At 61.6% G+C, this 25,504-nt stretch carries 20 protein-coding genes; 11 read left to right on the top strand and 9 right to left on the bottom strand.

Going from position 1 to position 25,504, the window contains the following annotated elements; genetic code table 11:
* Positions 1 to 39: 39 nt before the first annotated feature.
* From DYST_RS03650 to DYST_RS03640, 3 genes are all read left to right on the top strand, one after another.
* The gene (locus tag DYST_RS03650) at positions 40 to 2,148 is read left to right on the top strand and encodes a TonB-dependent copper receptor (protein WP_239950127.1); all 2,109 of its coding nucleotides are present in this window, start codon (positions 40 to 42) and stop codon (positions 2,146 to 2,148) included.
* Positions 2,149 to 2,482: 334 nt separating this feature from the next.
* Positions 2,483 to 4,045, top strand: a complete 1,563-nt coding sequence (locus tag DYST_RS03645; protein WP_239950125.1) for a DUF1254 domain-containing protein — start codon at positions 2,483 to 2,485, stop codon at positions 4,043 to 4,045.
* Between the two features lie 103 nt (positions 4,046 to 4,148).
* A complete protein-coding gene (locus DYST_RS03640; protein ID WP_239950124.1) occupies positions 4,149 to 5,675 on the top strand; it encodes a DUF1254 domain-containing protein in 1,527 nt (508 codons plus the stop codon).
* A 241-nt stretch (positions 5,676 to 5,916) separates the two neighbouring features.
* Here the strand turns inward: DYST_RS03640 and DYST_RS03635 are convergent, their stop codons facing one another.
* Complete coding sequence (locus DYST_RS03635) at positions 5,917 to 6,882, bottom strand: GlxA family transcriptional regulator (protein WP_239950123.1); 966 nt, start codon at positions 6,880 to 6,882, stop codon at positions 5,917 to 5,919.
* 25 nt (positions 6,883 to 6,907) lie between these two features.
* On the opposite strand from DYST_RS03635, the gene DYST_RS03630 reads away from it, so the two are divergent.
* Positions 6,908 to 7,645 carry an HD domain-containing protein gene (locus DYST_RS03630; RefSeq protein WP_239950122.1) on the top strand — a complete coding sequence of 246 codons (738 nt, stop codon included), beginning with the start codon at positions 6,908 to 6,910 and terminating at the stop codon, positions 7,643 to 7,645.
* Between the two features lie 120 nt (positions 7,646 to 7,765).
* Here DYST_RS03630 and cynR read toward each other — a convergent pair whose 3' ends face one another.
* Positions 7,766 to 8,662 carry a transcriptional regulator CynR gene (gene cynR, locus DYST_RS03625; protein WP_239950121.1) on the bottom strand — a complete coding sequence of 299 codons (897 nt, stop codon included), beginning with the start codon at positions 8,660 to 8,662 and terminating at the stop codon, positions 7,766 to 7,768.
* 115 nt (positions 8,663 to 8,777) lie between these two features.
* Between cynR and DYST_RS03620 the strand changes: the two genes are divergently transcribed.
* Genes DYST_RS03620 through DYST_RS03610 form a run of 3 tightly spaced genes read left to right on the top strand, consistent with a single transcriptional unit; the run spans position 8,778 to position 10,431 of the window.
* Positions 8,778 to 9,437 (top strand): carbonic anhydrase, encoded by a 660-nt coding sequence (locus tag DYST_RS03620; protein ID WP_239950120.1) that lies wholly within the window; start codon positions 8,778 to 8,780, stop codon positions 9,435 to 9,437.
* Positions 9,438 to 9,468: 31 nt separating this feature from the next.
* Positions 9,469 to 9,939 (top strand): cyanase, encoded by a 471-nt coding sequence (gene cynS, locus DYST_RS03615; RefSeq protein ID WP_239950119.1) that lies wholly within the window; start codon positions 9,469 to 9,471, stop codon positions 9,937 to 9,939.
* A gap of 24 nt (positions 9,940 to 9,963) precedes the next feature.
* The gene (locus DYST_RS03610) at positions 9,964 to 10,431 is read left to right on the top strand and encodes a nucleoside deaminase (RefSeq protein ID WP_102304052.1); all 468 of its coding nucleotides are present in this window, start codon (positions 9,964 to 9,966) and stop codon (positions 10,429 to 10,431) included.
* Positions 10,432 to 10,486: 55 nt separating this feature from the next.
* Here DYST_RS03610 and DYST_RS03605 read toward each other — a convergent pair whose 3' ends face one another.
* Together DYST_RS03605 and DYST_RS03600 are read right to left on the bottom strand one after the other, a co-directional pair.
* Positions 10,487 to 11,110, bottom strand: coding sequence for a nucleotidyltransferase family protein (locus DYST_RS03605; protein ID WP_239950118.1), 624 nt, complete (start codon positions 11,108 to 11,110; stop codon positions 10,487 to 10,489).
* On the bottom strand, positions 11,107 to 12,294 hold the full coding sequence (locus DYST_RS03600; protein ID WP_239950117.1) for an XdhC family protein: 1,188 nt from the start codon (positions 12,292 to 12,294) through the stop codon (positions 11,107 to 11,109). The genes DYST_RS03605 and DYST_RS03600 overlap by 4 nt, the downstream gene beginning before the upstream one ends.
* 124 nt (positions 12,295 to 12,418) lie before the next feature.
* Here DYST_RS03600 and DYST_RS03595 point away from each other — a divergent pair, with 124 nt between their 5' ends.
* The 4 genes from DYST_RS03595 to DYST_RS03580 all read left to right on the top strand — a co-directional run bounded on the left by DYST_RS03595 (position 12,419) and on the right by DYST_RS03580 (position 17,871).
* Complete coding sequence (locus DYST_RS03595) at positions 12,419 to 12,898, top strand: (2Fe-2S)-binding protein (protein ID WP_102304055.1); 480 nt, start codon at positions 12,419 to 12,421, stop codon at positions 12,896 to 12,898.
* A 42-nt stretch (positions 12,899 to 12,940) separates the two neighbouring features.
* The gene (locus DYST_RS03590; protein ID WP_239950116.1) at positions 12,941 to 15,202 is read left to right on the top strand and encodes a xanthine dehydrogenase family protein molybdopterin-binding subunit; all 2,262 of its coding nucleotides are present in this window, start codon (positions 12,941 to 12,943) and stop codon (positions 15,200 to 15,202) included.
* A complete protein-coding gene (locus DYST_RS03585) occupies positions 15,199 to 16,494 on the top strand; it encodes a c-type cytochrome (RefSeq protein ID WP_239950115.1) in 1,296 nt (431 codons plus the stop codon). The genes DYST_RS03590 and DYST_RS03585 overlap by 4 nt, the downstream gene beginning before the upstream one ends.
* Before the next feature lie 570 nt (positions 16,495 to 17,064).
* Positions 17,065 to 17,871, top strand: coding sequence for an FG-GAP repeat protein (locus DYST_RS03580; RefSeq protein ID WP_239950114.1), 807 nt, complete (start codon positions 17,065 to 17,067; stop codon positions 17,869 to 17,871).
* Positions 17,872 to 17,906: 35 nt separating this feature from the next.
* Here DYST_RS03580 and DYST_RS03575 read toward each other — a convergent pair whose 3' ends face one another.
* The 5 genes from DYST_RS03575 to DYST_RS03555 form a co-directional block, all read right to left on the bottom strand.
* Positions 17,907 to 20,033, bottom strand: coding sequence for an FUSC family protein (locus tag DYST_RS03575; protein WP_239950112.1), 2,127 nt, complete (start codon positions 20,031 to 20,033; stop codon positions 17,907 to 17,909).
* 174 nt (positions 20,034 to 20,207) lie between these two features.
* Positions 20,208 to 20,723, bottom strand: coding sequence for a hypothetical protein (locus DYST_RS03570; protein ID WP_239950110.1), 516 nt, complete (start codon positions 20,721 to 20,723; stop codon positions 20,208 to 20,210).
* A gap of 436 nt (positions 20,724 to 21,159) precedes the next feature.
* Complete coding sequence (locus DYST_RS03565) at positions 21,160 to 22,089, bottom strand: LysR family transcriptional regulator (RefSeq protein WP_239950108.1); 930 nt, start codon at positions 22,087 to 22,089, stop codon at positions 21,160 to 21,162.
* 208 nt (positions 22,090 to 22,297) lie between these two features.
* Positions 22,298 to 23,365 carry a hypothetical protein gene (locus tag DYST_RS03560; protein ID WP_239950106.1) on the bottom strand — a complete coding sequence of 356 codons (1,068 nt, stop codon included), beginning with the start codon at positions 23,363 to 23,365 and terminating at the stop codon, positions 22,298 to 22,300.
* 220 nt (positions 23,366 to 23,585) lie between these two features.
* Entirely contained in the window at positions 23,586 to 25,295 is a 1,710-nt protein-coding gene (locus DYST_RS03555; RefSeq protein ID WP_239950104.1) for a thiamine pyrophosphate-dependent enzyme, read from the bottom strand.
* Positions 25,296 to 25,504: the final 209 nt, after the last annotated feature.

The raw sequence follows: 25,504 nt of genomic DNA, 5'->3' as shown, positions 1-25,504 counted from the left end.
CGCCAGGCGATCGTCGGCCGCATCAAGGACATCGACACCATGCCCAATTACCTCCTTCACTCCACGGCGTCGCGCTGCGCGCTGGCTGCGGCTCTTGGCATCGCGCTTGGCCATGCAGCACACGCTGGCGACGCAGATCTCGCGACCACCCCCTCGACTACGCTCACGCCAGTGGTGGTCACGGCCACCATGCAGGACAGCCCGCTCACTATCGTCGTGGATCCCAAGAAGCCGCGGCAGCCCGTGCCAGCCAGCGACGGCGCCGACTTCCTCAAAAGCATTCCCGGCTTTTCCACCATCCGCAAAGGCGGTAGCAATGGCGATCCGCTGCTGCGAGGCATGAGTGGGTCGCGGCTAAACATCCTCATCGATGGGGGCATGATCGCCGGTGGCTGCCCCTCGCGTATGGATCCGCCAACGGCCTACATCGCACCTCAGCTCTTCGATCGCGTCACGATCATCAAGGGCCCGGAAACCGTGCTGTACGGGCCGGGAAATTCGGCGGGCGTTGTGCTGTTCGATCGCGACTTCAAGCGTTACACCCAATCGACGCTTGACGGTGATGCGAGCATCTTGTTCGGCTCGGCAGGCCGCAACGATCAGAACCTGGATCTGCGTGCCGGCAACGCTGCTGGCTACATCGGCGTCAGCGCCAACCACACGCATTCACAAGACTATAAGGACGGCGATGGAAACCGCGTCCACTCTCAGTACGACCGCTGGAACGCGGATGCCACTATTGGCTGGACGCCCACCGACGACGCCCGTATAGAGCTGACGGCGGGCAAGGGCAACGGCGATGCGGCCTATGCATTCAGCGGCATGGACGGCGCACAGTTCCTGCGCGAGAGCGTGGCACTCAAATGGACGCAGGAGCACTTGACGACGCATTGGGACAAGCTGGAAGTGCAGGCCTACACCAACTACGCCGATCATGTAATGGACAACTACACGCTGCGTGAGCCAGACCCTGGCAGCATGATGCCTATGGCGATGGCATCGGATGTGGATCGCAGAACATCGGGTGGCCGTGCCGTGGGGACTTGGCGTTGGGGCGACGCACTGGAACTTCAGGGCGGTTTCGACGGTTCGGTCAGCGTGCACGACAACCGCATGGGCGGGCCGCCGGGCAGCAGGATGGGCTATTACAAGGACAAGCCCCGCGTGCGCGATGCACGCATGCAGGACATTGGCACGTTCGCTGAGGCGCGCTGGGCGTTCGCGCCGTCACAGCGCCTTGTCTCCGGCGTGCGCATGGACCGGGCTCAAGCGCGCGGATACACGTTGGACGCGGGCTTGGGGGGTGACGACAGCATGGGTGGCATGGGGCATATGTCCACCATGCCTGCACAGGTTGCGGCCAGTCGTAGCGATACGTTGCCGTCGGGTTTCGTGCGATACGAACATGATCTGGCAAGCCAATCAGCCACGTTCTATGCCGGTATTGGTCACGTGGAACGGTTTCCGGATTACTGGGAGCTGTTCGGCCAACACGTGGAAGGGACACAGGAAAGCTTTCATTCGCTGAAGCCGGAGCGCACCACGCAGTTGGACGTTGGTATGCAGTACCGCGACGATCGCCTGAAGGCCTGGGTCTCGGCGTATGGCGTCGTCGTCGATGATTTCATCCTGATGCATTACCCAGTGAGTGCGATGGACGTGGGTTACGCCAGCAACGTGCAGGCACGTATTGCGGGCGGTGAGGCGGGTGCAAGCTACGCCATCGACAGTCATTGGAAGACAGACATCACGCTTGCCTACACCTGGGGCGAGAATCGCACGGAGCACCGTCCGCTGCCGCAGATGCCGCCGCTTGATGCGCGCCTAGGCTTGAGCTACGAAGCATCGCATTGGTCGGTGGGTGCCTTGTGGCGACTGGTGACCGCACAGCATCGTGTGGCTGAAGGCGAGGGCAACATCGTCGGCCAAGACCTTGGGCCCAGCGCAGGCTTTGGCGTCTTTTCGCTCAACGGAGCCTATCGCATCGATCGGCGTTACACGCTGAGCGCCGGCATCGACAATGTGTTCAATAAAACCTACGCCGAGCACGTCAATGCGGCAACCGCGGGGCTAGCCGGTTACGTCAACACCACACGCGTGAACGAGCCGGGTCGTACGTTGTGGATCAAGCTGGACGCGAAGCTCTGAGTGGTTCCATGCCCGTATCCCGGCCACCTTCATGGCCGGGATACGGGATGTCTACCGCGGACGTCCTTCTCTCGTTCCATGAGTATGCATAAGCCGGATGGAATGGCGCGATTCATATCGTGGCGAGGGACTAAGAGGGGCGTCACGTTCATGTTCGCCTGCAGCAAGCGTTCAACCGCCAAGGCGAAGGTTGCCCATCTCATTGGCCCGCTAAATCACCCCAAAGATGAGCCGGATGCAAAGCTTCTCACGCATGATGGGCTCCCTTTGGGTGAGCGCGTACAGGAAGGCCATGTGATTCTTACTGATTGATTGACCGTAGTTTTACGGTGGCTTGACTTGTAAAACGCAGCTTATTGTTGTGCCTCCTATCGCACAGCGGGGGTCGGCCGTGTTCAAGGGAAGAATCGTTACGCTTGCTATCGGCATGGCCTTTGCGGCCTCAACGCCGATAACGATAATGATTACGCACGCTGCGGACTCGGTTGCATCACCCTCGCCATCAAGTCCACAGGCGAGCGTGAGATCAGAAGCGCTACCTCCAGGCCCGATTGCTGGTACCCGGATCACCGAAGAGTACGCCCGCATGGTTGCCCGCGAAGCCTACTTTTGGGCGTGGCCTATGCTCAATATTTACAACCGCCGGCAAGCCTTCAAGGACCTGCCCGAGCCTGGTCGTATGGGCGGGATCGTGCCAGTGGCACCGCTCAATCAGCTGACCATGCTGACCGACTACATCGAGCCGCAAGAGCGACTCGTCGCCTGCCCAAATCAGGACGTGGTTTATGGTGCAGGCAGCATTGGCCTCGACGTCGAACCTGCAGTGATCCAAGTGCCCGACTTTGGCGACCGCTTCTGGGTCTATCAGGCCGTCGATCTTCGAACCGATGCCTTCGCCGATCTCGGTGCCATGTATGGCAGCAAACCAGGCTTTTATCTGTTGGTGGGTCCTGACTGGAAGGGGCAGGTACCCAAAGGCATCGCGGGTGTATTTCACTCCAAGACCAACACGGGCTTCGTAATTCCCCGCGTCTTTCAGGATGACACTGCCGAAGACAAGAAAGCGATTCAGCCATTGATCGACCAAATCGCTATGTACCCGCTGTCGATGTTCGACGGCAAGATGAAGCAGCGCGATTGGAACAAGGTGCGAACCTACCCGTCGCAGTCCTCCGGTAAGGAAGAGACACGCTGGGTATTCCCAGAAAAGTTCGTCGATGAGTTGCCGTTGGTACTGAAGGATGCTCCGCCACTACCGGGCGAAGAAGCGCGTTACGCGGAGGTGCTTGCCGTTGTCGCCGCAGCGCAGAAGGATCCAAAACTTAAAGCCGCCATGATCGATGAGGCCAAGAAGGCCGATCAGGATCTGATCGGGCCGCTGCTGCAATTTCGCAATTACGGCTTGCCGCTTCCTAATGGATGGACCACGCAGAACAACGGCGCCCAGTTCGGCACCGACTACTACACCCGTACGGCGGTGGGACGATCCAACATTTTCGTCAACAAGCCGAATGAGACGAAGTACTTCTATCAGGACCTCGACGAAGCGGGCATTCGCCTCAATGGCGGCAAGCGTTACACGGTGACCTTCGCCAAGGGTCAGCTGCCGCCGGTGAAGGGCTTCTGGTCGCTAACGTTGTATGACCAGTTTCACTTCTTTGCGCCGAATGCGATCAAGCGCTTCTCGCTGGGTACAAAGAACAAGGACCTCAAACTCAATGACGATGGTTCGTTGACCATTTATGTGCAACCCGATCCGCCAGCCGAAGCGCATCACTCCAACTGGTTGCCATCGCCCAAGGGCGGGGACTTCTCGCTGTATGTGAGGGCTTACTGGCCCCAGGCGGCGGTGACCGATGGGCAATGGGTGCCGCCTGCCGTGGTGGTCGCCAAGTAGCGCCCAGCACTGGCATTGCCATGGCGGCTCATCGGCAATGCCAGTGTCGCCTCCGTGCCGCGGCGGAAATACATCGTTCAAACACGACAGAAGGATGGATCACATGCGCATCGCTTTGATTGCGGCAATAGCCGTGGCGCTGGCGACCGGCCAGGTGGCATTCGCTCAGACACATCCGGCGACTAAAGCTTCACCGCACGACGCGTCGTCGCACTACACCAGCCTGGCGGACATCCCGTTTCCAGAGGGTTATCCCTCGTTGAGCGACATCAATAAGCTGCACGATGAGCTGGCCTTCCAGCGCGGCGTGCAGAGCTACATCTGGGCGCTGCCGGCACTCAACGTGTACGCCATGAAAGAAGGCTCGGAAGCGAAGTTCGGCGCGGGCTATAACGTCCTTCCCATCTGGAAGGAGCGCCTGAATGCCAAGACGCTGGTCACCACACCCAACTCGGATGTGATCTACGCCATGGGTTATCTGGATCTCAAGAAAGATGGCCCTATGGTGATCGAGGCGCCGCCGGGGTTGCAGGGTATTCTCGATGACTTCTTCCAGCGCCCAATCTGCTCTATCGGCGAGATTGATGGTCGACAATGGTGCGGCGACGTCGGCCTGCCTGGACCGGACAAAGGCAAGGGCGCCAAGTACCTGATCGTGCCGCCTGACTACACGGGCGAGATTCCAAAGGGGTATCTGCCTTATCGTTCGCGGACCTACAACGTGTTCGTGTTCTGGCGTGGCTTTTTCAAGGATCCGAAGCAGCTCGATGGGCCGGTGAAGGTGATGGAGCAGACGCGTATCTATCCGTTGGGCAAAGAAGCCTCGGCCAAGCCGATGCAATTCCCCGATGCCTCCGGCGTGCCCGTGAACATGCTGTACCCGAGGGATGCCACAGCGTTCGATATGCTCTCGCGCTTCATCGATAGCGAATACGTCGACCCGGCCGACATGGAAATGCGTGGCATGTTGGCCGCACTTGGCATCATCAAGGGTCAGCCATTCCACCTTGACGAACACACGCGCTCGCTGCTAGATGCTGCCGCGAAAACGGCCATCAAGATGGGGCTCGCAGGCTCGTATCAGCCGCAGACGATCGTACCCAACGGCAAGTGGTACGACGACCGACGCTGGCTCAATGTGTTCCCGGGCAATCCCACTTTCACGTCGGAAACCTTCAATTTCATTGATCCCCGCACGGGGTTCTTCACCAATGCCTATTCCGCTAGCCCAGTAATGGCGGTCAACATCGAGAATGTGGGCGCCAAGTATCCGGCGACATTTGTTGATTCGAAGGGTGAGTTTCTACGCGGCCAGAACCGTTATCGACTGCACTTGCCCAAAGGCATTCCCGTCGCTCTGTTCTGGTCAGTGACGGTGTATGACTCGGTCACGGCAGTTGGTGTGGATAGTGGCCAGCCATTTCCTTCCATCAATATGATGGACAAGCCCGTCGAAAATGCCGACGGTTCTATCGATGTCTACTTTGGCCCCGATTCACCAGGCGCAGGAAAGAACTGGCTGAAGACGATACCTGGCAAGGGCTACTTCGTGATCTTCCGCCTGTACGGCCCCACCAAGGCCTTCTTTGATAAGACATGGAAGCCTAGCGACGTGGAGAAGCAAGGCTGAAACCAGTCACTAGGTTCAGGGTTACGCGAAATCTATAAGGAAAAATGGGGCGGCACTGAGATCGTTGGTGCCGTCTCTTTGCTCCGTGCGGGGCTGCTTCCTGCATGGAGATCGGCTCGCAGGCGCGACAGTCTAACCGGCAACGCCGACAGCTAAGACCAGCAGCGTCGTCAGATTGATGCAGCCCCATCAGCAGTCCCAGATGAGCTGGAGAAGGCTCGACAGGCCCTCTCCACCTCATCTACTGGAGTTGCGATGCATGTTGCTTTCGGTACTCGGCGGGCGTGACGCCTACGTGCTTATGGAAGGCTCGGCGCAGCGTGTCAGCGTTGGCAAAACCGCACTTGGAGGCGACGAGCTTGGGTGTGTCGTGCCCGTTTTCCAGTAGCGTTCGGGCGGCAGCAATGCGGGTGGTTTCCACCCAGGCGGCCGGCGTAATGCCCACTTCGGTATGAAACAGGCGTGCAAAGTGTCGAGGGCTCAGCCCGGCGCGCTTGGCCATGCTCGCAATGCTGTGGTCCAGGTCAGGCGTTGTCGCGACCCAGCGTTGCACCTCCTGTAACACGGAGCGCCCCATGGGATGTGTTTCGCCCTTTCGGCTGAACTGCAGTTGCCCTCCTGGGCGCTTGAAGTACATGACCAGCTGCCCGGCGACCCGCTTGGCGATATCGCGGCCCAGGTCTTCTTCGACCAGGACCAGCGCCAGGTCCAGCCCAGCGGTGACGCCAGCAGCCGTACGCAGCTTCCCGTCGCGCACATAGAGTGCATCCTCGTCGATCTGGAGCGAGGGATAGGCGCGGTTTAGGTCATCCACTGCAGACCAATGGGTGGTGATATGGCGCCCGTCCAGCAGGCCGGTGGCGGCGAGCGCGAACGCACCCGTGCAGATCGACCCATAGCGCCGGCTACGCACGGCGGTCGTCCGCAGCCATTGCAGAATGTGTTGCGGGAGAGTGCTCCGAGCAGCGTGCGGGGCGCCGGCAACCAGCAGGGTGTCCACGCGCTCGCTCCATTCGCCCGCCATGCCATCGGCCAGCAGGCGCACGCCAGACGAGCTGTGGATGGGGCCCCGCTGGCAGGCAATGACCTTCAGTGCATAGAACTCCTCGCCAGCCTCAATGTTCGCCTGCGCAAAGACATCCAGGGGTCCTGAAACGTCTAGCAGTTGCACGCCCGGCAGGGCGACGACGGCAATGGTTCTGGTCACGACAGTGAAATTCCCATGCGTCCGCATGACGCGTGAAATGGCAGTATATGGCGTATCACGCCGATTGATGACATTGATGGGGTTGCTGAAAATGGATCTCCCTAGCCTATGGAGATCCAGCATGTCCCTCAGCATCAACGGCGTTGCCATTCCTGACAGCCAGTTCGCCCGTGAAATCACGGATATGGTGCGAGATACAGAATCACCGCTGCTTTTTCACCATTCCAGTCGCGTCTATTACTTCGCTGCGCTGGCCGGCAAGCAGCGGGGACTCAGGTTCGACCCGGAACTTCTTTACTGCGGCTGCATGTTCCATGACATGGGATTGACGCCGCGCCATAGCAGCCCCAATGAGCGTTTCGAAGTGGACGGCGCCAACGCCGCTCGCGATTTCCTGAGGCGGCACGGCATACACCAGTACGACATCGACACGGTATGGGCGGCCATTGCGCTACACACCACACCGGGGATTCCACAGCATATGCATCCCTTGATCGCACTGGTGACCGCCGGCGTGGAAATGGACGTGCTTGGCCTGACCTACGCCGAGTACAGCGATGCCGAGCGCGATGCTGTCGTGAAGGCGCATCCGCGCGGACATCAGTTCAAGGAAGACATCATACAGGCCTTCTACGACGGCATAAAACACAAGCCTGATACGACATTCGGTAACGTCAAGGCGGACGTGCTTGCCGATAAGAATCCGCACTTCCATGCCGGCAAGTTCTGCAGCGTTATCCGGGGATCGAGCTGGCCTGCGTGAGGCTCTCGATACCAGCGAGAGGTTTCGCCTCGAGGGATCAAACGATGCCGGCCATGCGCCGGCATGCAATCCATCACTGAGAGGATGGTCATGAAAGACACATCACCATGGCGAAAGGCACTACTTGCGTCGCCGCTTTCCGCGTTGGCGATCTTCAAGCGCCAGTTCGATAAATGCGCGGAGGGCCGCGCTTTGATAGGCATCCTTGCGATGCAATAGCGCAGCCGTGCGCTCAAGCAGGCTAGGGGAAAGCGAAATCGCAGAGAGCTCCGCATTCTGTTCGGCAATGGCCGCCGGCAGCAGGGTGGAGAGGGCGGTACGTCGCACAATCTCCACCACGGCGCTGATCGAGTTGGCCTCGATGGCGACATGGGGCCTAACGCCATGTTGCCTGCAATAGCGGTCAATCTGTTCGCGCGTGGCGAACTCGCCCGAAAGCAGCACCAGCGACTCATCGTTCAGGGCGTGCAGTCCCATGGTGCGTTTACCCGCGCATGGATGCTTTTTACCCACGACGAGCGCCAATGTTTCCGTGAGCAGCGGCTGGGTGGCGATGTCGGGAGAGCGCACCGGATCGAAGGCGATGCCCGCATCGAGCTGGTCGTCATTCAGAAGCTCCTCCATCTGCTCCTGGGGCATTTCGCGCACAGTCAGGGCAATGCCCGGATAGCGCCCGTGGAACGCCTCCATCAGCGGGCCGACCAGATAGGCGGTGAAGGTGGGGGTTACGCCGAGCCGCAGTGTGCCGCGACTCAGGTCTTGCACGTCGTGCAATGCGCGTTTGCCCGCATCGAGATCCAATAGCGCCCGTCGCGCGTAACGCTGATAGACCTCGCCTGCATCCGTCAATCGCGTCGATCGCCCGCTTCGATCGAACAAGGGTGTGCCGAGGGTTTCCTCCAACTGCCGGATCTGCTGCGACAGTGCAGGCTGCGAGACATGGAGCGCCGCCGCCGCACGGGTGAAGCCACCATGGTCGGCGACCGCCAGGAAGTAGTGAATGTGGCGCAGGAGCATGATGCCTTACCCATAAGGTGTGCCTATGCATTCTATAGGAAATGGATCTTTTACCTTATGAATGGCGCGGCGTACCGTGTGCTCCGTCGACCCGCAGGGTCCTGGAGTGACTGCCATGAAAGACATCATCGACGGTTTCCTGAGGTTTCAGCGCGAAGCGTTTCCCACGCGCGCCGGGCTCTTTCGGGAGCTGGCCAATCATCAGGCACCGCGTGCCTTGTTCATCTCGTGCTCCGACAGCCGGTTGGTGCCTGAGCTGGTAACTCAGCGCGAGCCCGGCGACCTGTTCGTGATTCGCAATGCGGGCAATATCGTGCCGTGCTACGGACCAGAGCCGGGTGGTGTATCGGCCTCGGTGGAGTACGCGGTTGCCGCACTGAAGGTCTCTGACATTGTGATCTGCGGCCACTCCGACTGCGGCGCGATGACGGCCATTGCATCCTGTACCTGTCTGGATCACATGCCGGCCGTGCGTCACTGGCTGCGATACGCGGACTCGGCGCGCGTGGTCAACGAAGCGCGACATCACCCGGGCGCTGCCGAGCGCGTGCAGGCGATGGTGCGCGAGAACGTGATCGCTCAATTGGCCAATCTCAAGACGCACCCCTCCGTGCGACTGGCGCTTGAAGAGGGTCGCCTGACCCTGCATGGCTGGGTGTACGACATCGAGTCGGGCGCCATCGATGCGCTCGACGGCATGACTGGTCGCTTCGTTTCGCTTGCGACGCATCCATACACCTCCGCTATGCCCGCTGCGCACGCCAGCGCCGCCTGATTCCCTTGCCATCCACAGAGAGCAAAACCCCATGATCCAGTCGCAACATCACCCGTTCGCCCGCCAGGCGCTGGCGGAAACCATCGTCGCCGCCAAGCTCAAGAAGGACTTGTCCTTCGAGCAACTCACCGAAGGCACAGGCCTAAGCCTCGCCTTTGTCACGGCGGCACTGCTCGGACAGCATGCCTTGCCGGCGGAAGCCGCACAGGTCGTCGCCGCCAAGTTGGGTCTCGACGGCGATGCTGTCGCGCTGCTTCAGACCATCCCGCTGCGCGGCAGCATTCCCGATCGCGTGCCGACCGATCCCACCATCTATCGCTTCTACGAGATGCTGCAGGTCTATGGCACCACGCTGAAGGCGCTCGTTCACGAGAAGTTCGGCGACGGCATCATCAGTGCGATCAACTTCAAGCTGGACGTCCAGAAGATTGACGATCCGGAAGGCGGCTCCCGCGCCGTGATCACGCTCGACGGCAAGTACCTGCCGACCAAGCCATTCTGATTCACCACCGAATTGAGGTATCCCATGGATTTTGTAAAGCGCACCATCGACCTCGCCATGAAGAACGTGGAGGAGGGTGGACGCCCCTTTGCCACCGTGATCGTTCGCGATGGCGAAGTCATCGCCGAAAGCCCGAATCGGGTGGCCCAGACCGGCGACCCGACCGCACATGCGGAGATCCTCGCCGTTCGCGAAGCCTGCAAAAAGCTGGGGACCGAGCACCTGACCGATTGCGACTTCTACATCCTGGCCAGTCCGTGCCCGATGTGCCTGGGTGCGATGTACTACTGCAGCCCGCGACAGGTGACTTACATCACCACGCGCGAGGATTACGCGCCGTTCTATCGTGACGACCGCAAGTACTTCGAGCTGGATACGTTCTATGCCGAGTTCAGCAAGCCTGTTGGTGAGCGCCGCATGCCGATGATCCAGCAGAAGAGTACGGAGGCGATCAAGGTCTATCAGCGCTGGAAGGAACTCAACGCGAAGTAATGCCTCGCAGGTATCCGTGCGCGGCCTCAGGCGAGACGGCTGGGTCTACTCGAGCTTAGCCCGTTGACGGGTCGCCGCGCTCGGTCTGCCAGGCGTTGTAGTCGTCCGGTGTGTCGATGTCCTGAAACGCTGCAGGCAAGTCGAAGCTTTGGACATCCGAAGCATGCCGGTCGAGCAAGACACGCGCGCCCTCTGAGCCGCTCAAGGCCATGAGCTCGTCGACGTAAGTCAGAGGGAAGATGCATGGCGGCGCGAAGTCGCCTTTGTTGTGACACGCAAGGATGCGGTTGGGCCGGGCAACATGGGTCGCCAGCATGCGCTCCAGGTCGCCCACCTTGATCGCCGGCTGATCGGCCAGCATCACCATCAGTGACTGCAACGGCGCCGCCTGCGACATCAATGTCGTGACGCCCGTGGCCAGTGAGCTGCCCATGCCCGTAGCCCAATCCGGATTGCTCACGGCACACACATCCAGATTGCTGAGACAGTCGGTGACGCGGTCGCTTTGCGCGCCCACCACCACTACGACCGGATGCAGACCGGCCGCCAGCACGTACCTCGTGATGCGTCGAACCATGGGTTCGCCATCAATGGCGATCAGTTGCTTGAGCGCGCCGTAGCGGCTGGAACTTCCGGCAGCGAGGATCACGGCGCCAGTATGGGCATGCGATGAAGTCATGGATGTATGGGCGCCTGCGAACGGATCAGCGAGCCGCCGCTGCGACCATTGCGCGTAGCGAGAATTTCCGCGGCGATGGCGAGGGCGATCTCCTGCGGTGTTTCAGAGCCGACATCGAGACCGGCGGGCGCGTGCAGACGATCGTCATCCGGAAAGGCCGCGCGTATCTGTTCGGCGCGCTGCCGGGAGCCAATGACGCCGATGTAACGCACGGGCGTTGCCATTAGTGGCGCCAGATAGGCCAGGTCGCGCTCCAGGCGATGCGTCATGACCACCACGGACGTCAGGCTGTCGAGCGTTACAGCAGCTGTCAGTGTGGCTGGCGTAGCGAACACACGGTGCACGCCACCATCCTCCGAGTTCGCTGTTTCGCTGGTGCCCACCAGTGTGGTGTGCCAGCCGAGTTGATGGGATAGGCGGGCGAGCATGCCTGCACCGACGCCGTCGCCGACCACGACCAGGGCATGCGGGGGCTGCAGGCATTCGAGCAGCACATCGTGATGCCGTTCGGCGTCGTGCAGGCGGGTTGCCATGGCATTGCCGGGCAGGGTGGTGGTCTGCGCCAGGTGCGCAAGAATTTGCTGCTCCAGTGCCGAATGGGTGATGTTTGTCCAACGGTCGCCATGACTCTGGACCAGGCGCCAGGGGCGCCGCGCCACGGGGAGGTCGTCCGTAGCGAACAACGACGCCATGATGCCAGGGATGCGCCGCGTCCTCAGCGCCTCAATGGCATGGAGGAAGCGCACGTCATCCGGCTCCCGCCAAGGCTCGATCAATACCTCCAGCTCGCCACCACAACCGGTTTCGATCATGACGTCGTAGTTGCTGTCGCGACCGTACGCCACGATGGCCGGCTGGTCCGTTTCCATCGCCCGTTGCGCGCGCAGCACAATATCCCGCTGCGGGCACCCACCCGACAGCTCGCAGACCATGCGGCCGTCGCGATGCACCAACATGCTGGCGCCAGCCCGGCGAAAGGTGGAGCCGCGAGTACGCGTGATAGTGACGAGCGCGGCCTCGCCGCTATCACCACGCAGGTCCAGCGCCTGGGCGGCACGGTAGAGCGGCTCGAATTCCTGGGCGACGTTCATGAACGCAGTCAGTAACGGGACGCGTCGATGTTCTATCAAGCCGGGCAGGGACGCCAGCGCAACCGGTGGCTTGCCAGGTGAAAGCGTCTTCACTTGTCTTTTCGTCGGCGGAGAGGAAGATCATGCGTGTTCATGACGGTGCTGCGACGCGGCCTGGGTCCATGGCGCTTCCGGTAGCCCGTTGCCACCACATACTTGCCTTGCCCGGGAGACCCTGATGATCGTTCTTTCCATCAACGGCCAGGACACCCAGGTCGACGTGCCCGACGATATGCCGTTGCTATGGGTATTGCGCGACGTGCTGGGCCTCAACGGCACCAAGTTTGGATGTGGCATGGCCCAGTGCGGTGCGTGCACCGTGCATCTGGATGGCGAGGCTGTGCGGTCGTGCGTGTTACCCGTGACAGGCGCCGTAGGCAAGAAGATCACCACCATCGAAGGCCTGAACGCCACCGACCTCGGCAAGCGCGTGCAGCAGGCATGGCTGGGTATCGAAGTGGCGCAATGCGGTTACTGCCAAACCGGCCAGATCATGTCCGCCGCAGCGCTGCTGACGCAGAAGCCGACGCCAACCGACGAAGACATCGATGCGGCCATGTCGGGCAACCTCTGCCGGTGCGGGACCTACGTGCGTATTCGTGCGGCGATCAAGCAAGCCGCTACCGGTCAGATCACGCTGCCGCAGACCATCGCCTGAACCTCTGGCATCCCATTCACTGCCGACTGTCGAGACTTCGCCATGATGCTTCGCGTGGATCCCGCCCAGGAAGAGATCGAACTACAGAACCCCGCGCGTCGCGAATTACTCAAGCGTGGCGGGCTGGTGGTGGCCTTTATATGGCTGGGTGGTGCGAGCCGGGTGTGGGGTTTCTCGGAAGGCACGCGACTGAACGCGGATGATCCACGCTTCGCACCCAATGCGTTCGTGCGCGTGGGGAGCGACGGCAGCATTCAGCTGGTGATGCCGTGCATCGAGATGGGGCAAGGCGCCTATACCGGGCAGGCCACCTTGCTTGCCGAGGAACTGGACGTTGGGCTGGATCAGATCACCGTCGAGCACGCGCCGGCGAATCGCAAGCTGTACGCCAACCCGTTGCTGGGTGATCAAGCCACCGGTGGGTCGACCACCATCCGCTTTTGCTGGACCAGCCTGCGCGATGCCGGCGCCGCCGCGCGCACCATGCTTGTGGCCGCCGCCGCGCAACGCTGGAAGGTAGACGCATCGCAATGCACCGTGGCGCGCGGTGTGGTCACGCACACGGCCAGCGGACGCACGCTGCGATACGGTGAACTCGCGGACGCTGCAGCGGGCATCGCGCCACCCGCCAAGCCCGTGCTGAAAGACCCCAAGGATTTCCAGCTGATCGGCAAACCGATGCGTCGCGTAGACACACCGGGGAAGGTCGATGGCACCTTGCCGTTCGGCATCGACATCCGCGTTCCCGGCATGAAGGTGGCGACGGTGCGGGCGTGCCCGACATTCGGCGGCACGCTGGCATCGGTGGACGATACGCGCGCTCGGGCGATTCCCGGTGTACTCAAGGTGGTGAAGCTGGATAACGCGGTCGCCGTCATCGGCGAACATTTCTGGGCGGCGAAGAAAGGATTGGATGCGCTGACTATCCAATGGAACGCGGGTGCCAATCACCAATTCACCACCGAGCAGTTGTTCAAGGACCTGGCCGATGCGTCCGAACACGGCACGCCTATCCTGGGGCGCGAGGTCGGTAACGTCGACAAGGTCACGGGCAAGGTCGTTTCCGCCACCTACCAAATGCCCTTGTTGGCTCACGCCACCATGGAGCCGATCAACGCCACGGTGCACGTGCGTCCGGACGGTTGCGACATTTGGGTCGGTACGCAGGTGCCGGCGCGCTGCGTCGATGTTGCCATGCGGGTGACCGGCCTGCCGGCCGAGCGCATCCAGGTGCACAACCAGTACATGGGCGGCGGCTTCGGCAGGCGATTGTTTGAGGATTCCGTTGGGCAGGCGGTCGGCATCGCCCGACAAGTGGATTATCCAGTCAAGGTGATCTGGACGCGCGAGGAAGACATCGCGCAGGATCGCTATCGTCCCGCCTACTACGACCGCATCTCCGCCACGCTCGACGACCAAGGGCGACCCTTGGCATGGAAGGATCGCACCACCGGTGCATCGGTTCTGGCGACGTTCGCGCCACCGGCCATGGGCAAGAACGGCCTGGATTCCGACCTGGTGGAGTGCGCGGCCGAACTGCCCTACGAGGTGCCCAACCTTCGCGTCGACTGGGTGCGGCACGATATGCCCGACGGTGTGCCGATCGGCTGGTGGCGTGGCGTGGGGCCAACACATAACGTGTTCGTCGTCGAAAGCTTCGTCGACGAACTCGCGCACACCGTCGGCAAAGATCCGGTGGACTATCGGCGCGCGATCCTGGGCGACAATCCCCGCGCCAAGGCGGTGCTAGAGCTGGCCGTAGAGAAGTCCGGCTGGGGCAAAGGCGATGTGCCTGCGCGTCACGGTCGTGGCATCGCACTCGCTGCGCCCTTTGGCAGTTACCTCTGTGTAGTGACGGATGTCGAGGTGTCACCGCAGGGTGAAGTCATGCTGCGCCGGGCCGTGGCGGTGGTCGATTGCGGTACGGTGGTAAACCCCAACACGGTCGAGGCACAGATCCAGGGCGGACTGGTGTTCGGCTGGAGTGCGGCCATGTACAGCGGCATCACCTTGAAGAACGGCGCCGTGGAGCAGCGGAACTTCAACGATTACCGGGTGCTTCGACTTAACCAAACGCCGCCCATCGAGGTTCATCTGGTGCCGAGCAAGGAGTCACCGGGTGGTATCGGTGAAACCGGTACGGTGATGGCCATGCCTAGCCTGACGAATGCGATATTCGCGGCAACGGGCGTGCGCTTGCGCACCTTGCCTATCGATCGTTCGGCGCTCGTGCAAGACAAGGACGCACTGAAGTCCGTGCTGTCGGCAACATCGTCGGCCTCGCCGATGGGGAGGCTCGCATGAAGATCGGGCGAGTAATCGGGACACTCGTCGGCGCGATCGTCCTGGTCGCGGCCGGATTCACCGTCTACGCACTGGTTTCCGTCACGCACAGCGGTAACGAGCAGGCGGCGCAGCCCGCTGGGGCGGGGGCACCGGCTGATCTTCCGGCGCAGATGGCGCACGGTGAGTACCTGGTGCGTGCCGCCGATTGCGAGGCCTGCCACACAGCTCCGGGTGGACAACCGTTTGCGGGTGGCGTGGCATTCAAGCTGCCATTCGGCACGATCTACTCATCGAACATCACTGCAGACCCGGAGACCGGCATCGGTAACTGGAGCGACGACGACTTCGTGCGCGCATTGCATGCCGGCGTCGACAAGGAAGGTCGCCCGCTGTATCCCGCGTTCCCCTATACCTCGTACACCGCACTCAGCCGCGATGACATCGTGGCAATCAAGACCTATCTCTTCAGCTTGCCGTCGGTACGTGCACCCGCGCGCCCCAATGATTTGTCTTTCCCGTTCAACCAACGCTGGACGCTGAGCTTGTGGAATGCGCTGTTCCTCAAGAAGGAGCGGTTCCAGCCGGAGCAGGGCAAATCAGAGGCGTGGAATCGTGGCGCGTATCTCGCCACAGCCCTGGGGCATTGCGGCGAATGCCATACACCTCGCAACGTTGCATTTGCCATGGATAGCGGCAAGGCCTTGGCAGGCGCCGAGTTGCAGGGCTGGAAGGCTTACAACATCACGTCCGATAAGGAGCATGGCGTTGGCTCATGGAGCGACCAAGAGCTGGTCGACTACTTCTCGAAAGGCCATGCTGCAGGTCGAGGCACCGCCTCCGGGCCGATGGGCGAGGTGGTGGGTTACAGCCTGCAATACCTCACCCCATCCGATCTGTCCGCACTCGTCACTTACCTGCGTGACGTCAAACCCCAGCAGGGTGGTGCAGCGATGCCGGCCCCCACGACTGCCGTACCGGCATCAGCCGTCGCGACCACAAGCCTGGGTGAGCAGCTATTCGTGGGGGCTTGCGTGGGATGCCATACGCAAAGCGGTCAGGGGCGCGAGACCGACTATGCCATGTTGACCGGCCTGCGTTCCGTGCGCGATCCGCACGCCACCAATCTCACTCAAATCATCATCAGCGGCTCGGTACTGCACGTGGGCGGTCAAGAGATCTTCATGCCGTCGTTTGGCCGCGCTTACTCGGATACCGAGATTGCCGCGCTGTCCAACTACGTGGTCCAGCACTTTGGCGACCAGCAGGGACGACTCAGTGCCGCCGACATCGCCGCGCGACGTCAGCCGTGAGCGGCTGACGCCTGATGGTGCCCGAGCGTGTGGCCGTGCACGTGGGCCGAAAAGGATGACGTCCCTGGCTCGGCATCACTCCTGAAAGCCAGGCCACAGGCGAGTGCGAAAGCAAACACCATGACGATCGCGAAACGAATGTCACCGACGTGCCGATGTCGCGAGCGATGCAGTGTGGCGTAGTTCGCGCCACTGGTGTGGCGGCCGGGAGAGCGCCAGCATTCTTTGGTTTGCATGGATGCACCTCGCATGGAACATCGTAGGCAAGGCCACTCTGTATGGGCCATGGGTATTAGCTACGTCTGTTGTGTACGGTAGGCGACGAGTCGGCCAGAGTGAAGTCGATTGATTGAATGGCGGTGATAGATGGCGGCTATCACCTGCATCGAGCGGCATTTAGAGCCAAACCATTCATCGAATGGCTTGGCCATGATCACAACGAAAAGACATCCGGCGGCGTCACTCTTATGCTGTACCGTGGCTTGGGCGCCCTTTCCCTAGGATGGTGTTATGCCGATCTTTCATGCCCGGAGGGGCCAATGGTCTCGCTGGGCGTGCCCGCTCCTGCTCTTGGCGGTCGCATTTCACGCGCGAGCGGAAGAGGCCGCCATCATCCAGGTCGACCCGCAAACCCAGGCCCGGGTGACGTTATCGCCCAATCGCATCGTGATTCGCTTTCTGCTGAGCGGAAAGACGCAAACGCTGAATATCAAACCGACCGATGCGGACGGCGGCTACCGCCTGGCAACGGACGATTTCAATTTCGATGGCCATCAGGATGTCGCCATCGTCGATTCCTACGACGGTGTGACCGAGGGCTACCAGATCTTCCTTTTCGATCCAGCGGGGCAGCGCTTCGTGCCGCTGGAGGTCAAGCAAAGCGGTAGCTGCGCAGGCCTTTCGAGCGTCACTGTCGACCCCAAGAGCCGCACGCTGTTCAGCGCGTGCCGCGGGGCGGGCTGGAACCTGGATGCTTATCGCTATGCAGCCGATGGTGGGATCTATCTCTATCAGTCGACCGAGGACGCCGGTATCGACAGCAACCCGGCGCTGGAGCGGCTGTTTGGTGTCAAGCAAGGAGACACGCCCATCGGTCGCTTGCTGACCTACGACGACCGTGGCCGCGTGATCGCACGCGTCCTCGCGCATCGCGACAGCTTGGCGATCGTTCACGGCAGTGCGCAGGTGATCGCGCCTCACCTACCGATGTATGACAAGCCAGGCCATGGCACATCGGGGCGCCATCTTGTGCGGGGAGATCATGTCGACGTGGAGGACGTTTCCGCGGATCTGCATTGGGCTCGGGTGACGTATCGCAACGCCACGAAGGGAAGCATCGAGGGCTGGGTCAATATCAGCGGACTTTCGCCGCGATGAATTCCATCGAACGGCTATGCCGTGGCTGATGTCGTTCAATGCGGAGGCGCGTCGATGTCACCGAGCGTCCATCCTAATCCCGTCCTGGCGATATACGGTGCAAGCGCGGATTCATCATCGCGCAACGCGTTGCGTAGTTGCAGAAGGTGAGACAGGGCCGGCTGGCAGCTCGCGCGCGCCTGCGGCAAGGCAAGGGACGCGAGCTGGATAGCGCGCTCGACGGCGTGATCGGCCGCTTGCCATCGCGCTACATCCGGCGCATCGTACAACTCAGCCAGTGCCCGTACGGCCTGTTGCACGGAACCGCGTACGATGACGGGGAGTGCTGCGTGCTGTACGTCCTGGCGAAGCTCGATCAGCGTGCGGCCGCAGTCGTGAACCGCCAGCCCCCAGGCCATCAGGCTGCGTGATTGCGCGCTACCATGGCGGGTGTGCTCAACGATCTGGTGAAAGAGATCGCGATTACCGCTTTCGAACGCATAGAGCAGGCCGTGCGTGGGTGCTGTGGCAGCGAGTTGCACCTGTCGTCGCAGTTGCTGCATCTGGCGTTGCCGCAGCCAGTGAGAGCCGACAACGGCAGGGATAAGCATGAACGCTATGCCCGTGACCATCAGGCCGAACATGGACGCTAGCGCTTCGTTGATGAAGCGATCCGGGTCGTACACCATCGGGTTCTTCAGTGCCAGGGTGAGTACGAAGCCCAGCGTGTACCCCGTGCCTACGCCGGGCAGAGTCGCATTGCGGGTAGTCAGGTAAGGCCCAATCATCAACAGCGGTAGCGTTCCCAGCACCAACATGGTGAAGCCGTCGCTACCGGGCAGCAGCCAGAACGAGGCGATGTATGAGGCCACGACGCCAAGCGCGAAGCCGCCTAGCGTGTTGGCCGTGACAGCTACCGGGGCGCTCGTGGTGGCTAGCAGCCCGCTGAATAGCGTTGCCAGCAACATGGCGGTAGTGGCCAATGGCCAATCTGTTGCCAGCCAGAACACGCTAAGGCCCAGCATGGTGATGAACGTGCGCGCCACGGCAATCAGCGGGGCAACCTTATCGTTGGGGCGCTTGAAAGTGACCTCCTCTATCTCGCCTTGCAGATGCCCCTGTGTCTCGCGCAGGGTCGCCTCCAGTGCGGCAAAGTCGCGAAGTTCACCGGCGAAGCGGGACAGCAATGCGGCGCCGCTATCGAATTGCAGCAAAAGATCCGGATCCTGGCGCAGGGTCGTGCGCAGTTGCATCGCCAGCGAGGGGAGCGCTGCTTCGCAAGTGTCCAGGCGGGCGGCAAGCGGCCTCAACGCTGGGGATGCCATGGGTGCAAGCGCCGCGCTGACTGGCGCATAGAGCTGGGTAAGCGCTCGCGCCGTGCGACCGTGATGGTTGCGCTCCAGGCGATTGACCAGATGATGCAGGGACTGAAAGCTGGTGGCAGCCGCCATGTAGCGCAGGTTCAATAGCCGCATGCGGCTGCTTCGCACGCGCGCCTGTGGATCCTCGAAGATCACGGAGGCGCGCAGATCCTCCAATTGCACCGCAGCGCGCACGCAACGCAGGTGGGCCTGTTCCAATTGTTCGCGAGGGATGCCGCCGAGCAGGCCTTCGCGCGCAAAGGCAATGAAGTCATCAAAGTGTTCGCGCTCGGTGCGCTGCAACACATCGCGCAAGCGCTCCGGCCAAACGATATCGCTGACCAGCGCGGCAATGACGATGCCTAGCATGACCTCGCTGACGCGAAGCATGGCTGTGTCGAAGACTCGATAGGGGTCGCTAACCGCAGGCAACGCCACCACTGCCGCGGTGTAACCAGCCAGCACAAAGCCGTAGGCCATGAAGTTGCGATGGAGCACGGCGCCCCCTGAGCACAGGCCCACCCATAGTGACAGGCTGAACACAAACAGCTCGCGCTGCTGTGGAAACGCAGCCATCAGCAGAAGCGCGAACACGCTGCCAGCCACTGTGCCGATGGCGCGATAGAAGCTCTTGGCGAGCACCATGCCACGTTGCGGATGCATCACGATGGCGACAGTGATCATGGCCGTCGCGGGCTGCTTCAGTTGGAACAGCATCGACAGCCATGCGGTGAGGTAGAACGCCAACAGGCACTTGAATACGAAGATCCACGCCTGGCGCTCGCCAGCGAGGAACAACGCCATGCGGGAACCTCGCCGCATCGCGGGGCGATCCATCGGCACCGAATTCATCCTGTCCCTGCTGCTTGTGACGTGTTGAATGGCGAAAGCAGGGGCGGCAGAGCGGCCGATGCCGCACGGTAGCCGTGCGGCATCGGTGGTGCGACACCCGTGTTATGCAGAGCCGCCAACGCGATCGCGAGGCGGCGGCCCGCATCACCCCTGAATCTGGTAGGCCTCGATCTGGCTGCGGGAGATGCCGATCAGTGCGAGCTTCTTCAGGTTGTCCACGCGCTTGGGAAGCGTCGACACCGGCGTCTTGGTGGGATCGAGCGGCGTGCGCAACGAAACCACCAGGCGCGCGCCGTCGCAGATCGTCAAGGTCATGGCGGTCTTCGTACCGGCGTTGACGGCCGTTTCCTGCATCGGCTTGCTGCAGTAGGCCTCATCCTGAGGCTTGGGGCCCTGGCCCAATTCCACGATCAGTCGCGGCGATGCCAGGTTGGCAGCGCCCACGGCCTCGCTGTTCGGAATAGCGTCGGCGATCTGCTGATTAGTGGCATCCGGCAACGCGCCACGCACTTCAATCGGCAGGCTCGGCATGGCCTTCTTCCAGTGATCCACCGTGTCGTCCGAATTCGCCCATCGCGCATCGACGGTGGCATGGCAACCGGCAAGCATCAGCGTGGCAGCGGCGAAGGCGAGGGCGGTCAGTCGGGAATGGATGAGCATGGTGATAGGTCTCTGGGGTGGCAGCGCGGGGCGCGCGTCAAGGGCGCATCGCTTGACGCGATACGGTGGCAAGTACGGTTCAGAAGGCGCAGATGCCCAAGCGGCTTGCATCGCCGCGTGGTACGTCAGGTGACTGTGGAGTGGCTCAGCGGGTGGCTTTACCCGTGCGCGGAAACGTCAGGACGACGCGTCGGGCTGGGATCGCGGTGCAGACTGGGTATATCGGATATGCGGAAGCGCTGGCGTCATACGTTCAACGGAGCGCCATGGCCGTGCGGTGAAAACGGAAGCAGTCATTGCCTGAAGGTGCGGGGATCAGCGAAGGCGCCAGTGTTATGGATTCGTTCGCGTCGATAAATCACCTGCAGCGCCCGGCACATGGTCCTGTCATTCCCCAATGCGCGTCGCCTGAGGGTGAGACATCCGCGCCGGGCGGTCAGGTATGCGGGGCAATGGCCGAATCCCACGGCGCACCGGCGCCCCAGCGCTCCACGAGAAAATCGATGAATGCGCGAGTCCGAGGCGTTAGATGGCGTTTGCTCGGATAGACCAAGCGGATGGGATCCGGTGGCGGACGGTACGCGCGCAAGACTTCCACCAGCCTGCCTGCACGCAAGTCGTCGCCGATGACGTAATTGGCCAGATGGGCAAGCCCGAATCCCGCCAGGGCCGACTCGCGTACGGCTTCGGAGTTGTCGATGTTTATCCGGCCCGGACCCTCGTACAGGAAGGGACCATTCTCGGTTTGCAGGCGCCACGGTCGTGGCCGCTCGGCGTTGATGTAAACGATGGTGTCGTGGTCGGCCAGCTCAGCGGGATTCATCGGCGCGCCGCGCCTGGCCAGGTATTCCGGCGATGCGCAGACGATGAACTGCTGCCAGGCCACCGTGCGAGTCAATATCAGCGAGTCCTGCTTGGGAGTGCCGATGCGCAAGGCAATGTCGAAGCCTTCTTCGATCAGATCCACGAAGCGGTCAGTGAACCACAGCTCTGCGCGAAGCTCCGGCCATTGCTTCAGGTAGTCGTGGATCACCGGCATGATGTGGCGCTGACCAAAGGACGGTGGCGTAATCAGCCTGAGCGTACCTGTGGGGTGGCTGCGGCGCAGCGCCATCGTGGCGTCCACGTCCTCCAGTTCTTCCAGAATCTGTCGCCAGCGCTCGTAGACGATGCTGCCTTCGTCCGTCAGGCTCAGCTTGCGCGTGGTGCGATGAAGCAGTCGCACACCAAGCTGGCTCTCCAGGCGCGCGATGCTCTTGCCCACGGCGGAGCGTGTGAGTCCGAGACCGGTGGCGGCGGCCGTGAAGCTGCCGGACCTTACAGCGGCCACGAAGGCGGCGATATCGCCAAGTCGATAAGGTTCCATGTGCGGGAGTCGTTGTTGTCGATGTGCAGCAGACTTCGTCTACGAAAAGCGGGTTTGCCAATGCGCAGGGAGCGCATGCGAACCGATGTCAGCCATGCGTTGGCTCGTATCGTACTAGGAGCCGTGGCGGCATTGCCGCCAGAGCGCTGAATCAGCCCAGAGCACCATCCGGGCATTCCAACCATGAATGCCCGCGAGAACCACGTACTCAGTTCGGCATGATCGCCTGGACTTTTCCGTCAGGAGCCTGCACCACGGACATCCCCTCGGCTATGTCCCCATGGTCCTTGCCATGAGCGGGATGGCCTTGTACGGGTCTGAAGACCCATGCACCGGGGTATTTCTCGCGCACGCCGCGCAGGCCAGTGGAGACCGCCGTTCCAGCGGGGTAGCTGATGTCGCCGAGACGGGTGTCGCGCGCCAACACAGCGTACTCAACGGCCAGAACGTTGCGTTGCCTGTCCAGCCGCAACGTCGGGTGACGCAGCGGCAGTCCTTCTAGCTCGAAGACGCCGTCATCGACTACATCGATGCGCCAGTAGTCATTGTCGCGCAGGCCATCGCCATAGGTTGTGGTGCTGCGAATGAGCCTCGACCCATCAGGAATCGGCGATTGGGCCACCGCATTGCCTGCCGCCAGTTGGCACGAATACAGCGTCTTGATCCGTGCGTCATGGCGTAGCACGACTTCCAAAGGCTCGCTTGCGCCGCAGGTCCAGCCATCGACCATCTGCGTGCTGGTGATGGTGAGCGCCATAGCGGGAAGATAGGTGGGGGATGGCGCATCTTGCGGCGCCTCATCGTCGCCCTCTGAGCGAACGCTCAAGGCGATTGCGGATATAGCGAAGACGCTGACAGCATGGGGGAAATGAGCCTCTTCCAAGGAGGTCATGTCAGTCGCGTCACGGAGTGACAGCTGCGTGCCCACCGGCATGTCGACGCCAAGCAAGGTGGCGGGTGCCGTCAGCGTGGGATGCAACGCAGCCTGTTCCTTCCTGGATTCCAGATCGACCCCCAGCCACACGACGGCCGCGCAGACGAAAAACAGGCTGGCCGTACACAGCACGGCGAGAATGCCGATGGAACGTCCTCGATGCCTGCCAAACGATCGCCGGGCCGCGGGAATCAAGGCCAGCGCGGCGCCCCAGAAAACAACAGCGATGGTCGCCAGAAACGAGAGGCCAAGGATAATGAAGAAGGCGCCAGAAAAAATCGGAACGGGAATCATGGAGGAGCGGGTTTCTCGCCGTGCTTGGTGATGAAGCTTGCCAGACACGGGATTTCGGTCGGCCTTGTGGGCCGCTGGCGATCCATGCCGCGTCTATCAAAAATGCGTGGATACGAGTGTCGTCGCGAATCCATGGCATATAGTGCCATGCCCGTGCTGCATGATTGGCGACGCCACAACCGGAAGCACCCGAATAGCCTCGTCGTGAAGTGACAGCGCGATGGGCCATGGATCTGTCCTCTCGTGGCCCATCGCATTCGCCGATATGTCAGACGTTTTCGCGTACCAGCTCCAATACGTCACTGCCCCGGCCATGCAGGATCGCACGCGTGGTGTACAACGCCATGCCCAGCACGGGCTTAAGTTCGACAAAGGGTGGTTTAACCAATTCCAGCGGGCTCACCCGGACATTGAGCAGGGCAGGCCCCGGCTGCGCCAGCCACTCCTGTACCGCCGCCTCGATCTCCGACGCCTTGCTCACCGTCTTGCCCCATAGGCCTATCGCTTCGGCTACTTTGCCGAAATCGGGATTCTTCAGGCGCGTAAAGGTGTCGAGCATGCCTTCGGACTTTTGCTCGATCTCTACGAATCCAAGTTTCCGGTTGTCAAAGACGGCAATCTTGATGGGTACGTCTTCTTGGATGATGGTGAGTAGCTCGCCGAGGAGCATGGACAGCCCACCGTCTCCGCATAAGGCAATCACCTGTCGATCGGGCGCCGCCTTCTTCAAGCCGATCGTATTGGGCAGCGCTGTGGCCATGGTTCCATGCAGGAAGCTGCCGAAAATACGGCGCTTTCCGTTCGCCGTGGTATGCCTGACCGCCCAGACGATGGGTGTGCCGTCGTCACCGGAGAAGAGGGCATCGTCGTCCGCATAGCGATCGATGACCGACGTGAGGTACGACCCGGGAATAGTGTCGTCATGGCCTGGCACCAGGTGGCTCTTCCAGGACGCCATGGCCTTGGCGAATCGCTCCACGTATTCCCGCTGGAACGATGCATCGTCGCGCTGTTCCAGGCGTGGCAAGAGCGCGCGCAAGGTCGGCTGAATGTCGCCCACGGCGCCGATGGTCACGTGATGGCGCCGCCCGAGATGCGTGGGATCGATGTCAATCTGCACGATTTTGGCATGATCCGGATAGAACTGACGCCACGCGAAGTCCGCACCCAACAACAGCAAGGTGTCGCAATCGAGGATCGCCTTGTAGCCTGCCTCGCTGCCGAGCAGTCCGGTCATGCCCACGTTGTACGGATTGTCGTGCTCAAGAAAGCTCTTCGCCCGCGAGGTATGAGCAACGGGCGCCTTCAGCTTCGCCGCCACCTGCTTGATCTCGTCCAACGCATCCTCGCAGCCGCTGCCTGCGTAGATCGTGATTTTCTTGCCGCTGTTGAGGATGCTGGCGATCTCGCTGAGCTCCCCATCGTTCGGCGTCACCACGGGTTTGGCGTGGTGGACCCGATAGGGGAAATCCTCGTGAACTTCGCCGTGGGAGATATCCACGGGAACGATCAGCACGGCGACACCTTGCTTGTTGAGCGCGGCCTGGCACGCCATCACAGCCTTCTTTCGCGCTTGCTCTGGCGTAAGGATCATGTCGCAGAACACGCTGCAGTCTTTGAAGACCGCCTTGAAGTCGACCTCCTGGATGGATTCGAAACCTAGGTCGCTCATCATGATCTGACTGGCGATGAGGATGACCGGCGCGCGATTACGATTGGCTTCGTACAGCCCGTTGATGAAATGCAGGCTGCCAGGCCCACAACTCCCCGCGCACGCCGTCAGGTTGTTGGTCAGTTGTGCCTCGGCGCCGGCGGCAAAGGCCCCAGCCTCTTCGTGACGAACGTGCACCCAGGCGATGGGGCTGCGCTCCAAATGTTCCGCGAACAGATTAAGGGTGTCACCCACGATGCCGTAACAACGCTTCACGCCGGCTTGTTCCAGGACTTCGATCAGTATCTCGGCAACTTTCTTGCTCATGTCGTTCTCCTCGAGTAGATACCAAGCAGGGCGCTCCACCCTCGACAAAGCGGGCTCGTCCATACCGCGCGTGTAGTGACTGGTGACCAACGCGTGTGCGCTCCCAGGCCTCCTGGCGCCACGGAGATGAAGCTAAGACCCCATCTCACCCAAAGAGCGCGGCCTTTGTGGGCAAGGCGCATCCGAGCTTGCGGCGATTGGAAGTAAAT

It is taken from the genome of Dyella terrae (assembly GCF_022394535.1).
Classification (GTDB): Bacteria; Pseudomonadota; Gammaproteobacteria; order Xanthomonadales; family Rhodanobacteraceae; genus Dyella.
This window is presented reverse-complemented; position numbering and strand designations above follow the sequence as displayed.